Source organism: Undibacterium paludis (assembly GCF_022568815.1).
Lineage (GTDB): Bacteria > Pseudomonadota > Gammaproteobacteria > Burkholderiales > Burkholderiaceae_D > Undibacterium.
In genome coordinates, this window is sequence record NZ_JAKZHX010000003.1 from 1 (window position 1) to 14,544 (window position 14,544).

Sequence of the window (14,544 nt, forward strand, 5' to 3'; positions counted from 1 at the left end):
CTCAGCCTATTTTTTGCAATTTAAGCATCAGACCATCGATAAGAATTAGAAGCCAAAAAAGAAAAAAGCCCTTGAAAATCAAGGGCTTTTTCGTATTCTTTGGCGGAAGCTGTGAGATTCGAACTCACGAAGGCTTTAACACCTCGCCAGTTTTCAAGACTGGTGCATTCAACCGCTCTGCCAAGCTTCCGAGCTCATCAGTATAACCTTTATGCGAGTATTGGGCAAGGATCAATCCTTAAAAAGAAAGCCTTTATTCAACAAGACCAGCAATTGCTCAGCGCTGACCGGTCTGGAATACAGGTATCCCTGTACTTCGTCGCAGTCTGCCCTGATCAGGAAATCAAGCTGCTTCCGGGTTTCTACGCCTTCTGCGATGACCTTGTGATTCAGTTGCTTGGCCATCAAAATAATCGCGCCAGCGATGGCGCAATCATTTTTATCGGCAGGTATCCCCTGAATAAAGGAGCGGTCGATTTTCAGTGTCTTGATAGGGAAACGCTTCAGGTAGGACAGACTGGAATAGCCTGTCCCAAAGTCATCAAGCGCCAGGACCACGCCCTGGGCGGTGATTTGCTCCATGATGGCGATCACGCTCTCTGCGCTGTGCATGAGCATGCTTTCGGTAATTTCGAGCTCCAGCCATTCTGGTGATATCTGGTGGCGTTGCAGTGCTTCTTTGACGCGTACTGGCAGGTTGTTGGTGAATTCCCTGGCGCTGACATTGACAGCAATACGGAATGGCATCACGCCATTGTCCTGCCATTGCCGGGCCTGGGCACAGGCAGTATCCAGGACCCAGGCGTCGATCTGTAATATCAGACCGGTTTCTTCGGCGACCGGGATGAATTCTGCGGGTGAAATAAGGCCTTTATCAGGGCGTTGCCAGCGCACCAGCGCTTCTGCTCCTATGATCTTGCCGCTCTTGATGTCAACCTTAGGTTGATACTGCAGATAAAATTCGTGGTTCTCCAATGCCTTGCGCATGCTTGATTCGAGGTACAACCTGCCGGCCATGCTCTGGTTCATGCTGTCGCTATAGAACATGAAGCTACCCGAGGCGTTGCCTGCGCCACGCTTGGCCTTGTACATGGCTATATCGGCTTTTTGCAGCAGGGCATTGGCTTCGCTGCCATCTTGTGGAAAGACACTAATACCTATGCTGGCACCGACACGTAATTCATGCCCGGCAACCATAAAGGCGTCATTCAGGGCATGCAGCAGTTTTTGCACCACCATGCTTGCCTGGAAGTGCTGGTTGATATCAAGCAAGGCAATCGCGAATTCATCACTGCCAAGACGGGCGACAATATCGTTCTCACGCAGGGTCAACTGGAAACGTGCAGCAACCTGGCGCAGCAGTTCATTACCTATATCGTGTCCCAGGGTATCGTTGATGAGCTTGAAGCGGTTCAGGTCGATAAAGATGATGGCGGCGCTGGAACTGTTTCTTTGCGATTGCAACAGGGCATTATCAACCAGTTGCCGGAACAGGCTACGATTCGGCAGATTGGTCAGGGCGTCATAATACGCCAGGTGATTGATTTTTTGTTCTGCGTCTTTACGGGCGGTGATATCGCTCAGATAGCCAATGATGCCTATAGCCATCCCACTTGCGTCACATAATGGTGACAGATTAAGACTGGCCCAAAACACTTCACCCGATTTTTTCTTGCGGCGCACTTCCATTTCACGGCCGCCGTGTTCAAGAAAACTGTCATAGAGAAGTTCACCATCGCTATCCTGCTCTTCATAAAGGAAGAGGATATTCTTGCCTATGACTTCTTCGGCGGTATAACCAAACAATTTTTGTGCGCCACGATTCCAGCTGATGATGAAACCAGCCAAGTCCATGGTGATGACAGATTCATGTATGTGCTCAATGATCTGTGTCTGCTGCCACTGTTCCTGCGTGCTTGCCTGCTGTTCCTGATCAAGTCGTGCGCGGGTGGAAAACAATTGCGCAGTCAGGCTGGCAAGCAGGTTCAGCTTAGCAATATCGGCTTCATTGATGCGCCCTTTTTTTCCAGACAAGGCGTAATAAGTCTCCGGAGCAACCACGAAATGTACATGGTCAGCAGTACCCTGTTCTTCTGGTTTGCCCCGTCTGAATGCAACATTGGCATCACGAAAGACATCCCTGACGATGCGGTTCAGGGCAGCATCAAGTTCTGCTCCCTTCAGGCATAGGACGGCTTCTCCCAGACTAGCACCGACTTCGAGATACTCAATCGCTGGCGGCATGCTCATGCTTACATGTCCTGGCAGATTTGATTTACCCAGGCGTAGGCAGTGATCATACAGTCGTAGTAATCGTCAGTTGATAATCCAAGTCTGGATATCAGTTCGGCGTGGTGGAGTGTATATGCCCTGTCTGCCCTTTCTGCCAGATCAAGAGACTTGCCGAGCGGGCCAGTCTTGTTTAACAGTGCATCCAGAACTTCTACATTCAGGTTCAGGGGCTGCAAGACTTCGATCAAGGGATTGCCGAATAATTTATCAAGCAGGGAAAACATGCCAACCATGAAGGCACAATCAAGCTGGTCTTTATTGCCGCCCTGCTTCTGGCAGATTGTCTCCATCAAGCTGGCACGGAAAGCGGCGCGCGGCATCAATGGATTCAAACTGCCGGCATGCTCCTGCTGACGCGCATACAACAATAATTGCAGCCATCTTTGCAATTGCCTGCGTCCCAGCAAATTGATTGCCTGACCAAAGCTTGACACACGCACTGTCTGTGCAAAAGCAGCGGAACTGACGAGCTTGAACAACATGAAAGAGAGCGTAGCGTCCTGCTTAAACAATTCTTCGAGCTCTCGCGATTCGGCATCGCGCGCCACCAGCCCTAATAGTTTCAACAAGCGTGTTCTGGCACTGGCATCTGCTGACTTGCCATTGACTGGTGGATTGAAAGCATAGTCACCAGAAAACCATTTGAATCCGGCTTCATTCGCCTGTTCCTGAGCATGTGCTGTCGACAGGTTTTGTGCAAGACTGTTACCGCCATGCAGACGTGAGAGCCAGGGTTTGATTGAGGCAGGAATGCCTTTGCCGCAATCGACAGCAATTTTCTTGACACCATCCCAGGTTGAATTGCCACCATGAAATTCGTCAATCATGAAATGCACGCCCAGCGAACTGAAATGCTTGAGACGGAGTTGCGATTCCTGGTCTTGTGTCTTTGCTTCTGGCACGCACAGAACCAAGCGTGTAAGCGGCAACCGGGTATCAATATCAGCAGGAATTAATGCAATGTCAGAAACCCGGACCAATAATGTCAGGCCAGACAACCTGGAGAAAACTTCTTTTTCGTTCAGAAACTGTAGTATAGCAATGACCTCACTGACTGGCTGATCGCCAAAATCAGCTTGCAGGGCAAGCACTTGCTGTTTGCTGTTCATCACTGGCAAAAACGTGCCAATTCCTCTGGTCTGAGTCATAGGGTGCAGACATCAATTGTTACAAAAAAATGCTACAAATATTAATTTGAGATTTGACCAATTGCAACAACATTTAATGCAACACTTTAGATTCTGTAATATTTCGCTCTAAAAACGAACCGATACCATGTAAATATATGAAACAGCTATAAAAATTCAATTCGTTTTTTGAAGAACGCTGACAAACCAGAATCGAGGGCAAAGTAATTTCCCCTTGTTGCGCGCCAGACCAAAGCAACTAAGGAGTCTACAAAACTGATCTATTCAGCCTTTAAAAAAATCTGTTGCAAATCGTTCAAAAACCGCTTGCCTAAAGAAGTAGGTGTGATTAGTTCATGATCACGGTACAGCAGACCTTTTTGCTCTGCTTCGCGCAATTCTTTTTCTATTGTATTGAGCAACAAGCCGGTGCGCTCCTGGAAGAGAGCGACCTTGAATCCCTGTTGCAAGCGTAGCGAATTCAACATGAATTCAAAGCCCATGTCTGCGGCTTCTATTTCATAAGATTCCTGTACAGCGTTGCCTTGTGCAACAGCTTCCATATACGTCTGCGGTTGCTTGTAACGCGCCTGGCGGATAACCCGGTGAGGAAAGGAAATTTTCGAATGTGCACCCGCACCTATGCCAAGGTAATCGCCAAAATTCCAGTAATTGAGATTGTGACGCGATTCACGCTTTACCTGCGCATAAGCTGACACTTCATAGTTGCCATAACCTGCTGCCGCCATCTTTCCATGGATGAGGTCTTGCATTTCTGCACTGAGGTCATCATCAGGTATGACAGGCGGGTATTTGGCAAAGTAAGTGTTCGGCTCCAGTGTGAGGTGATACAGCGACAGATGTGGTGGCGCCAGCGCAATTGCTGTTTCCACGTCTTGCCTGACTTCATCCAGAGTTTGCCCTGGCAAGGCAAACATCAGGTCCAGATTGAAATTATCAAAATTTGTCTGCGCAATTTCTACCGCGCGCCTGGCTTCGTCGCCATCATGGATACGACCCAAAGCGGATAAATGCCGGGAATTGAAACTTTGTATTCCCACAGACAAACGGTTGATACCGCTTTGACGGTATGAACGAAACTTTTCTGCCTCAAAGGTACCGGGATTGGCCTCCATGGTAATTTCGGCAGCACCATCAAGTGGCAGCAAGGTACGTACGTCCGACAACAGGCGATCAAGACCGGCAGCCGACATCAAACTGGGCGTGCCACCACCGATAAAAATGGTGTAAATCTTGCGCCCCCAGATCAGGGGTAAGGCTGCTTCCAGATCTGCGCGCAAGGCATTCAGGTAGCCTGTCTCATCGAAGCTGCCACGCACCTCATGCGAATTGAAATCACAGTAGGGGCATTTCCTGACACACCATGGGAAGTGTACATACAGTGACAAAGGCGGCAACTGCGTTAAATTCAGACTACCCGCTGCCAGATATTGACTGGTTACATCCTGCGGGACATCAGACAAGTCCCGCTTTACAGGTGCAGTTGCTTTGATTGCCGTAACCGGCTTGATCGGTATCATCTGAGCTTTTCGACCAGGGCACGCAAAGCCTGCCCACGATGCGACAATAGATTTTTCTCTGCAGCAGACAGTTCTGCCACGGTTTTATTCAGTGCTGGCAAGTAAAAATGCGGGTCGTACCCGAAACCATTTTCGCCTCGTGGTTCGACAATCAACTCCCCTGACCAGACACCGTCTGCAATGACGGGCTGCGGATCAGTTTCTGACCGCACATAGACCAGCACACAGTAATAATAGGCTGACTTGTCTGAACTGCCAGCCAAATCTGCAATCAATTTCTGGTTGTTGCGCAGATCAGACTTGGGCTCACCTGCATAGCGGGCCGAATAGACGCCTGGCGCGCCCTGCAAGGCATTGACGCAGATGCCGGAATCATCTGCCAGTGCAGGCAGTCCGGTCAGGCGTGCAGCGTGACGTGCCTTGGTCAGCGCATTTTCTATGAAGCTGGGATAAGGCTCTTCAGCTTCAGACACCTGGAATTCAGACTGCGCCCTCAGGTCTATGCCCAAAGGCGACAATATCTGATAAAACTCTTTGAGCTTACCCTGGTTATTGGAAGCCAGAACGATCTTGCGATTCAAGGTATTGCCTTCCATCAATTCACCTGCAAACCCAGTACTTCTTTCTGCAGGGCAATCAGATCAGTAATACCTTCTTGCGCCAGATCAAGCATGGCGTTCATGGTGCTACGATCAAATGCTTCTCCTTCTGCCGTGCCCTGCACTTCAACAAATTCACCGTTTTCCGTCATGACGACATTCATGTCGGTATCGCATTGAGAATCTTCAAGATAATCGAGGTCGAGCACAGGATGGGTCTGGTATACACCAACGGAGATCGCCGCAACAAAGTGTTTGACCGGGACAGAAGCAATGACACCGCGTTCAACCAAAGCTGAAAATGCATCATAGGCGGCCACCATGGCGCCGGTGATAGAAGCAGTACGTGTACCGCCATCGGCCTGAATCACATCACAATCAATGTGCAGGGTGCGCTCGCCAAAAGCGTCCAGATCAAAAGCTGAACGCAGGGAGCGGCCGATAAGCCGCTGGATTTCCTGTGTGCGACCAGACTGTTTGCCTTTGGCGGCTTCCCTATCCATACGGCTATGCGTAGAACGTGGCAGCATCCCATATTCCGCTGTCATCCAGCCCTGCCCCTTACCCTTTAAAAAACCCGGCACTTTGTCTTCTATACTGGCAGTGCAGATCACTTTGGTATCACCAAACTCTATCATGACCGAGCCTTCTGCATGCTTGGTAAAATGACGACTGATGACAACCGGACGCAATGCGTCCGGCGCACGCCCGCTAGGGCGGAATGTGTTTGACATGATGTTTAGTTCTTGGAAGTAATGCGAGATGATTTATGTATTGCATTGCGTATTTCCGCAATAGCTTTTTCAATTTCGGCGTCGTTAAAAACATCGCCATCCGTGGTTTCCATCTCGGCGTCTACGGGGGCCTGAATGGTTGTCGTCACAGAGCCTATGGGCAAAGTGTTGGTGGAGATGATGGTGGAATTGTCCATACGGTCATCGCCTTCCCACATCATGGCCAGCGCTGTGACATTGTCACTTTGCTTGCCAGCGATATCAACAGCTGAACGTATCAGTTCAGGCACAGCGCGTACAATGGTGTGGTCATGCAGACGCTGAGCCAGCATATGGTCAGGCAGGACTGACCACAAACCATCAGAGCACAGCAAAATCAAATCACCAGGTTGCAATACTGCTCGCCTGGACAATTCGACGATAGGTGCATTAGGCGCACCAAGGCAATTGAACAACTTGTTGCGGTCAGGGTGGCTATGCCTTTCTGCCGGATCAACTTTACCCTGGGCAATCAATGTTTCCAGACGGGAATGGTCCTTGGTGCGCAATAAAATCTGCCCCTGACGTATCCAGTACAAGCGGGAATCGCCACAATGTGCCCAGTAGGCATAGCCGTTCTGTATCAGGCAGGCCACAATGGTCGTACGCGGTGTTTCATGCAGATTATTGATCGCACGGTAACGATGAATTTCTTGATGGGCAGCCAGAAAGCTGTCTTCCATAAAACGCTCGGGCCGCCCTATCATGGGATGGGCCTGCTGCTGGAAGAGGTTGCCTATGGTTTGCATGGCAATGGCTGCTGCCATTTCGCCCATGATATGACCACCCATGCCATCCGCCAGCAAAAGCAATATCGAATCGCGGGTAAAGCTGTACCCCATTCGATCCTGGTTGACCTTGCGGCCACCAATATGACTTTCTTGATAAACGGAAAAACGCATGAGATATGATTAAAACCAAATAATTCTGTTAATAGGAGCTGACCAGGGGCAAGCCTTTACCTGCCCAGCCAACCTCAAAAGTTTGCATTCAATGCAAGGTGCTTTCCTGTATGGTTGTATGGTCGCTTTCCACTTTCTTTCTTTTTCTGCCAAACAGGGTTGTGATCTTCAGGTTCAGTTTTTCCATGAAGGTCAACTCCCTCTGTGGCTGAGCCTGGATTGCCAGTGCTTTCTGCAAGGCGAATACGCTTTGCGGACGTTCCAGCGGGTCCAACTGCAAACACCAGCGCACGACTTCGATCAATTCAGATGAGTACAAACCTTCCAGTTTGCGATAATGCCCCTCCATCTTATCACCAGTCTTGCGTTGGTCCGACGGTTGTGGAGGCGCACCGACCATACAGGCAAAAATGGAAGCGCCAATACTGTATATATCAGTCCAGGGGCCAAGATTACCATTTTTCTGGTACAGCTCAGGCGCCGCGAATCCGGGTGTATACATAGGATAGAGCTTGGGGATATCCGTTTTCAAGGTCTGACGGGCAGCACCAAAATCCAGCAAAATCGGCGTACCATCCAGGCGCAGGTAGATATTGGCTGGCTTTAAATCAAGGTGCAGCAGCTTGTTCGTATGCACTTCACGCAAGCCATTCATGACCTGATTGAACATACGGCGAATAAAACGCTCGGACACCAGCGGCTTTTCCCCTTTGTCACGACGACGCAGGATGTGTTCCTGCAGTGAACGCCCCGATTCATAAGCCATGACCATGTATACGGTCTCATTGGCGCGGAAAAAATTGATAACGCTCACCACGTTCGGATGGGAAATACGTGCCAGCGCCCGGCCCTCTTCAAAGAAGCATTTCAATCCTATGCGATAAATCGGCAAATTTTCATTGGAAATCGCTGGTACCAGCTCGCCCTGCTGTCGTAAAGCCAGAGAGCTGGGCAGATATTCTTTAATTGCAACAGCGTTGCCATCTTCATCAGAAGCCAGGTACACAATACTGAAGCCACCGGACGCAATTTTCTTTACAATGCGGTATCCGGCAATTTCAAGTCCATCTGGCAGAGGTGCGTTATTTTGTGCGGCCATCAATCATCCAATTCACTATACAAAACGGATTGTGTTGATTATTGCGGTATTTGTAAAGAATATCCTAGTGTCTATTGCGCAATTTTGCCAAACTAACCAACAGTTCACTCCTTTTTGAGGAAATACCTTGAGCATTTTTAGCATGACTGGTTATGCGACCAGCACCAACGAAACCGATGCCGGCACCATCACAATCGAAATTAAAAGCGTCAATTCACGCTTCCTGGACCTGCAATTTCGCATCAATGATGAATTTCGTGCGGTTGAATCACAGTTTCGTGAGGCGCTGACGCGCAGGCTTGCACGCGGCAAAGTTGAATGCCGCTTCAGTTTTGGCAAAAAACTGACAGAGAGCCACAATAAAAGCCTTAATACCAGCATTCTTGAGCAGCTGGCCGGCTTTCAATCGAGCCTGAAACAGCAATTCCCTGAGGCTGTACCTTTTAGTGTCAATGAAATCCTGCGTTGGCCAGGCGTCATAGAAGAAAGCGAAATCAATGCAGAATCACTGCAAAACGCTATCAATGACACAATCAACCGCACCCTTGATGCTTTTGTCGTCAGCCGTGAACGTGAAGGCGCGGCACTGGAGCAGGTATTATTGAGCCGCATTGCGGCCATGGAAGAAATTGTCACCAGGATCACGCCGCTGATGCCGATGGTTGTTCAACAGTTCCAGCAAAAAGCGACAACCAGATTGGAAGAAGCACTGGGCCTGGCGCTGCAATCGAGCGGCAGCAATGCCGGCCAGACTATCACCAGAGAAGAGGCGCTTGATCGCATCCGTCAGGAAGTCACCGTCTATGGCATACGTGTGGATGTAGCAGAAGAACTGGCGCGCCTGTCCGCCCACCTCAGCGAAACCCGGCATATCCTGAAAAAAGGCGGCCAGGTCGGCAAGCGCCTCGATTTCATGATGCAGGAACTGAATCGTGAAGCCAATACCCTGGGTTCCAAAGCTGCTTCGAAAGAACTGTCAGATGCATCAATGGAATTGAAGCTGCTGATAGAACAAATGCGCGAGCAGGTACAAAATCTGGAATAAACCAGATAAAGCAACAAGGCTTGCCATGCTGAAGCTACTGCATTGCAAGCCTGGTATGCGCGTCCAAATCGCACACGTTCAACTCACTCTCAGATCCATTTCATCTTTCAAGAAGTATTAGCGACTTGCTGCAGCCAGAATGACGTCGGCGACTTGTTTGGGTTGCGACAACATGGGCACATGGCTGCTTGGCAATGTCGTCGTCGTGGCGTTGATTTTTTTGGCAAAATCACGTTGCAGCCCCGGATCTATCATGCGATCCTTGCTGGCAACGATATAGTAGTTAGGTTTGTTTTTCCACGCTGCATAACTGACTGCCTCACCAAAGACCTTGGCTGGCAGAGCCCCTTGAGTTGCCGACATGATTTTGGTCGTTTTTGCCGGCAAGTCCTGAGCAAAGTTAATTGCCAGTGACTCTTCAGACAAGCTGAGATAACCTGCCGCATCCGGCTTCAATGATGCAATGCCAGGCGGAACCGGATAATCCATGCCCAAACCACCCAAAGACTCTCCTTCGGAAGGTGCAAAAGCAGCCACATAGACCAGAGCCTTGATCTTGTCACTGCTGCCCGCCTGGGTAATCACTGCTCCACCCCATGAGTGCCCGACCAGCACAACCTTGCCCGTTTGCGCATCAATAACGCGCTGTGCAGCGGCGACATCATCAGCCAGTGAGGACAAGGGGTTTTGTACAGCGACAACTTTCAAGCCCTTGGCTTGCAGCAGCGGGACAACTTTCTCCCAACTGGAACCATCGGCAAAAGCCCCATGGACCAATACTACTGTGGTGTCACTGACTGCTGTTGTTTCTGCCAGGGCCGGCAAGGCGGGCAAACTTAAGGCTGTAGAAATCAGAAGAACTTGCTTGAATGAATTTTTCATATTACACCCGGTAAATTAAATTTCAATAAGTAATAATTAAGTAATATTTAGCACACCAATTAAATACCTGGCATTTCGTTATCAGGATATTTGACAGCCGGCGAAATATAGCACGCAAATTTATTTTACACAAATAATTAATACACTAATTATCTAGCTACTCAAACTACCCATATATCAAAACAATCACTCACCCAAGTTCTTATTCAACAAATCAAGCCCTATACTCAATTGTTCCGCATCCGCCAGGCTAATGCCGCAAGCCAGGGCAATGCATTGACTGATACGAACACCATCAGCGCGCAAATCCTTCCCTGCCTGGGTCAAACTCAGGACGCGATTTCGCTCATCGGCGGGATCACGCGCCCGGATCACATAGCCCCCCGCCTCGAGACGTTTGACAAGTGGAGTAATGGAACCCGGATCCTGCTGCAGACGTTCTGCCACATCCTTGATGCCTAGCCCCTCCTCTTCCCACAGCACAACCATCACAAGATATTGCGGATAAGTCAGTTTCAACTCAGTCAGCAAAGGCTTATACAACTGCGTCATCTTCAGCGAAGTCGAGTACAGTTTGAAGCACAGGTGTTGTGCCAGCAAGGGTGGATGTAAATCAGTCGTCATGTGCAATACGGTGGATACGAATCCTGGCAGCTTAGCGCAGAAGACTATACAAGTGCAAATCTATGCCCCTCCCTCTTAAAGACATGCGAGAATCCCGGTCACTTGGTAGAATAGGTCATGCATGGAAGCTTCAGGCATCAGAGGTAAACGTACGGCAATTTCATGCAATAGCCAAAAAGCTTGCGCAAAATTTCCATGATCCTTGAATTAGCAGACGCATTTGCTTATACTCCCGCCACTATTTTCTCAGGGAAATGATTTAAAGTGATAACGGCGCGCATGAATATAGCCTGCACAAACCCAATCAGGAGTTTGGCTGCGCGACTTGCACTCTTTTATTGACAACCCTGATCAACCGCAACGGAGGACAGACCCATGCAAGCCAAAAATTCGACTGCCGGCAGTCTCTTCGTCGTCGCAGCCCCCTCTGGTGCAGGTAAATCGACACTGGTGAATGCCTTGCTGTCCCAGGAACCTGCGATCAAGCTGTCAATTTCGTACACAACGCGCCCTCCCCGCCCCGGCGAGCAGGATGGCCGTGAATATCATTTTACGACTACAGAAGATTTTCTCAAGCGCAAGGCGCAGGGGGAGTTTCTTGAGTCGGCTGAAGTACATGGCAACTACTACGGCACATCGCGTCTTGTCATTGAAGATCAGATGCGTTCAGGCACAGACGTCTTGCTGGAAATTGACTGGCAGGGTGCACAACAGGTCAGAAAACAATTCCCGGGGGCCGTTGGCATTTTCATCCTGCCACCTTCGATCCCGGCACTGGAAGAGCGCCTGAAAAAACGGGGCCAGGATGAACCGCATGTCATCACCAAGCGTATTTTGGCTGCCGGCGGTGAAATGGCGCACTCCCCGGAGTTCGAATATGTTATTATTAATCAAGACTTTGCAACAGCCTTGTCAGAATTGAATGCAATCGTGAAAGCCACGCGCTGCCGATTTGCACAACAGGCAACACGCCACTACGAGCTGTTTGCCCAACTTGGCATCCATGCCAATCTGAGTTGATTCGCAAACCCATCGAGTAAGACATTAAGCACAATTAAGTAATTTAGGAAAAAATATGGCACGTATTACCATTGAAGACGCATTGAAACAAATCCCTAACCGCTTCCAGTTGACACTGTGCGCAACTTATCGTGCACGTCAGTTGCTGCAAGGCCATACACCCAAGGTTGATTCCAAAGACAAACCTACCGTGATCGCCCTGCGTGAAATCGCTGAAGGCAAAGTCGGCATAGAAATGTTGAAAAAGGTTCCGGTTTAAACAACTGCGCGCCTGCACTTCAGCCGCTCCACCTTTAAAAGCCAGTTTATCCGGCCGGGACATCACAGAATGAACCTCAATGACAGTCATTCATCTCTGGACAACCAACCGGCCGAGGCAGCCGCAGTTGTGGCTGCGCTTGCAACCAAGCGCAGCACCAATGGCAGGCACACATCCCCACTTGACGACATTGATGCCGTGCGCGCTTCATCGACCAACACTGGCGTTGCCTCAATCACCGCATTAACCAACCGCATCAGCGAATACATGTCCGCCAGCGAATTGAAGCTGGTCAAGGAAGCCTATCGTTTTTCTGATGAGATGCACCTGGGCCAGGTACGCAAGTCTGGCGAGCCCTATATCTCCCACCCCATCGCTGTCGCAGAAATCTGCGCAGAATGGAAGCTTGATGTACAAGCCATCATGGCAGCACTCCTGCATGACGTCATGGAAGACCAGGACGTCAAAAAAGATGAGTTAATTGAACGCTTTGGCGCACCTGTGGCGACACTGGTCGATGGTCTTTCCAAACTGGAAAAGATCGAATTCCAGAGTCAGATAGAAGCCCAGGCCGAAAACTTCCGCAAAATGCTGCTGGCCATGGCGCGCGATGTGCGTGTGATCCTGGTCAAACTGGCAGATCGTCTGCACAATATGCGTACCCTCGGTGTCATGTCTGCTGAAAAGAAGCGTCGTATTTCGCGCGAGACCATGGATGTGTACGTACCCATAGCCCACAGGCTGGGGCTCAATAATATCTATCGCGAACTACAGGACCTGGCTTTTTCACATCTTTACCCCATGCGCTACCGCACCTTGTCCAAGGCGGTCAAGGCTGCGCGCGGCAACCGCCGTGAAGTGGTTAACAAAATCATGGAAGCAGTCAAGACTGCCTTGATCGAAGCCGGCCTGAAAGCAGAAGTCTATGGCCGTGAAAAGACCTTGTACGGTATTTATCGCAAGATGCATGACAAGCACCTGAGTTTTTCGCAGGTGCTGGACGTGTATGGCTTCCGCATTGTTGTCAGTGATTTGCGTGACAGTTATTATGCTCTTGGCAGCCTGCATGGCCTGTACAAGCCTATGCCAGGCAAGTTCAAGGACTATATTGCCATTCCCAAGACCAATGGCTACCAGTCTTTGCACACCACCCTGATTGGCCCCTATGGCACACCCGTTGAATTCCAGATACGTACACGTGACATGCACCACGTTGCAGAATCCGGTGTTGCCGCCCACTGGCTATACAAGAATGAAGAAGGCAGCCTGACCGATTTGCAGCAACGCACCCACGCCTGGCTGCAATCCCTGCTGGATATTCAAAAGCAGACTGGTGACTCGGCTGAATTCCTTGAGCATGTCAAAATCGACCTGTTCCCTGATTCTGTCTATGTCTTCACCCCAAAATCCAAAATTATTGCCCTGCCACGCGGAGCAACAGCTTTGGACTTTGCCTACACCATTCATACAGATATCGGTGACCAGGCGATTGCCACCCGCATCAATCATGAACCGGTGCCACTGCGCTCTGAACTGAAGAATGGCGATATCGTTGAAATCATCACCTCACCCAATTCACGCCCGACCCCGAATTGGCTGACCTATGTACGCACAGGCAAGGCAAGATCAGCGATCCGCCATTATCTGCGCACGATCAACCTCAACGAATCGACAGAACTGGGCAAGCAATTGCTGGCGCAGGCGCTAGTCGCCGTCAACCTCAATCCGGATTTGCCAGAAAGTCTGATCGATAAACTGCTCAATGAATCCAGCGCCAAGTCCATGGAAGAAATCCATACCGACATAGGCATAGGCAAGCGCATGGCTGCTTTGGTGGCAAGACACATACTCGACCTGGTCGAAGATGATTCGCCTTCCATCCCGTTCCAGCAGTATGGTGACAAGGTTTCGACCAAACGCGACCCTGTCATCATCTATGGTAGTGAAGGTCTGTCCGTGCAATTGGCACCATGTTGCCTGCCCATACCAGGTGATGGCATCGTCGGACAGCTTAAACGTGACCAGGGTCTGGTCGTCCATACCGATGATTGCGAGCATGCAAAACGCCTGCACATCAAAGAACCAGACCGCTGGATAGATGTTAACTGGGGCGAGGACCTGAACCGTCGCTTTGATTGCCGCATTGCGGTAACTGTCACCAATGAACGTGGTGCCCTCGCCCGTATCGCTGCCGAAATTGGCGAGTCAGATGCCAATATCAGCCATGTCAACATGGAGGACGGCGACGCCAATGACATGACCAATATTCATTTTACGATACAGATTGAAGATCGTACCCACCTGGCCAGGATCATGCGCAACATCAAGCACCTGGCCGGCGTGTCACGCATCATCAGGGAACATGGCTGAACGCCACGCGC

The 14,544-nt window shown here is 50.0% G+C and carries 13 protein-coding genes and 1 tRNA gene; 4 read left to right on the forward strand and 10 right to left on the reverse strand.

Features of this window, described 5'->3' with window-relative positions; all coding sequences use genetic code 11:
• Positions 1 to 100 precede the first annotated feature (100 nt).
• The 8 genes from LZ463_RS06610 to LZ463_RS06645 form a co-directional block, all read right to left on the reverse strand.
• A tRNA-Ser gene (locus tag LZ463_RS06610) sits at positions 101 to 190 on the reverse strand.
• 41 nt (positions 191 to 231) lie between these two features.
• A complete protein-coding gene (locus tag LZ463_RS06615; protein WP_241454840.1) occupies positions 232 to 2,250 on the reverse strand; it encodes a putative bifunctional diguanylate cyclase/phosphodiesterase in 2,019 nt (672 codons plus the stop codon).
• 2 nt (positions 2,251 to 2,252) lie between these two features.
• Positions 2,253 to 3,401 (reverse strand): EAL and HDOD domain-containing protein, encoded by a 1,149-nt coding sequence (locus LZ463_RS06620; RefSeq protein WP_241454841.1) that lies wholly within the window; start codon positions 3,399 to 3,401, stop codon positions 2,253 to 2,255.
• Between the two features lie 299 nt (positions 3,402 to 3,700).
• Complete coding sequence (gene hemW / locus LZ463_RS06625) at positions 3,701 to 4,960, reverse strand: radical SAM family heme chaperone HemW (protein ID WP_241454842.1); 1,260 nt, start codon at positions 4,958 to 4,960, stop codon at positions 3,701 to 3,703.
• Complete coding sequence (gene rdgB, locus LZ463_RS06630) at positions 4,957 to 5,556, reverse strand: RdgB/HAM1 family non-canonical purine NTP pyrophosphatase (protein ID WP_241454843.1); 600 nt, start codon at positions 5,554 to 5,556, stop codon at positions 4,957 to 4,959. Before rdgB ends, hemW begins: the two co-directional genes overlap by 4 nt.
• The gene (gene rph / locus LZ463_RS06635; protein WP_241454844.1) at positions 5,556 to 6,293 is read right to left on the reverse strand and encodes a ribonuclease PH; all 738 of its coding nucleotides are present in this window, start codon (positions 6,291 to 6,293) and stop codon (positions 5,556 to 5,558) included. The genes rdgB and rph overlap by 1 nt, the downstream gene beginning before the upstream one ends.
• Positions 6,294 to 6,298: 5 nt before the next feature.
• Positions 6,299 to 7,234, reverse strand: a complete 936-nt coding sequence (locus LZ463_RS06640) for a PP2C family protein-serine/threonine phosphatase (RefSeq protein ID WP_241454845.1) — start codon at positions 7,232 to 7,234, stop codon at positions 6,299 to 6,301.
• A gap of 88 nt (positions 7,235 to 7,322) precedes the next feature.
• On the reverse strand, positions 7,323 to 8,333 hold the full coding sequence (locus LZ463_RS06645) for a serine/threonine protein kinase (protein WP_241454846.1): 1,011 nt from the start codon (positions 8,331 to 8,333) through the stop codon (positions 7,323 to 7,325).
• Between the two features lie 142 nt (positions 8,334 to 8,475).
• Between LZ463_RS06645 and LZ463_RS06650 the strand changes: the two genes are divergently transcribed.
• Complete coding sequence (locus LZ463_RS06650) at positions 8,476 to 9,378, forward strand: YicC/YloC family endoribonuclease (protein ID WP_241455148.1); 903 nt, start codon at positions 8,476 to 8,478, stop codon at positions 9,376 to 9,378.
• A gap of 117 nt (positions 9,379 to 9,495) precedes the next feature.
• Here the strand turns inward: LZ463_RS06650 and LZ463_RS06655 are convergent, their stop codons facing one another.
• Positions 9,496 to 10,260, reverse strand: coding sequence for an alpha/beta fold hydrolase (locus LZ463_RS06655; RefSeq protein ID WP_241454847.1), 765 nt, complete (start codon positions 10,258 to 10,260; stop codon positions 9,496 to 9,498).
• 186 nt (positions 10,261 to 10,446) lie between these two features.
• Positions 10,447 to 10,884, reverse strand: coding sequence for a MarR family winged helix-turn-helix transcriptional regulator (locus LZ463_RS06660; RefSeq protein ID WP_241454848.1), 438 nt, complete (start codon positions 10,882 to 10,884; stop codon positions 10,447 to 10,449).
• 375 nt (positions 10,885 to 11,259) lie between these two features.
• Between LZ463_RS06660 and gmk the strand changes: the two genes are divergently transcribed.
• The 3 genes from gmk (at position 11,260) to LZ463_RS06675 (ending at position 14,533) form a co-directional block, all read left to right on the forward strand.
• Positions 11,260 to 11,904, forward strand: coding sequence for a guanylate kinase (gmk, locus tag LZ463_RS06665; protein ID WP_241454849.1), 645 nt, complete (start codon positions 11,260 to 11,262; stop codon positions 11,902 to 11,904).
• 55 nt (positions 11,905 to 11,959) lie between these two features.
• Positions 11,960 to 12,163, forward strand: coding sequence for a DNA-directed RNA polymerase subunit omega (gene rpoZ, locus LZ463_RS06670; protein WP_110253221.1), 204 nt, complete (start codon positions 11,960 to 11,962; stop codon positions 12,161 to 12,163).
• Between the two features lie 69 nt (positions 12,164 to 12,232).
• Complete coding sequence (locus LZ463_RS06675; RefSeq protein ID WP_489686087.1) at positions 12,233 to 14,533, forward strand: RelA/SpoT family protein; 2,301 nt, start codon at positions 12,233 to 12,235, stop codon at positions 14,531 to 14,533.
• The last annotated feature ends 11 nt before the right edge of the window (positions 14,534 to 14,544 follow it).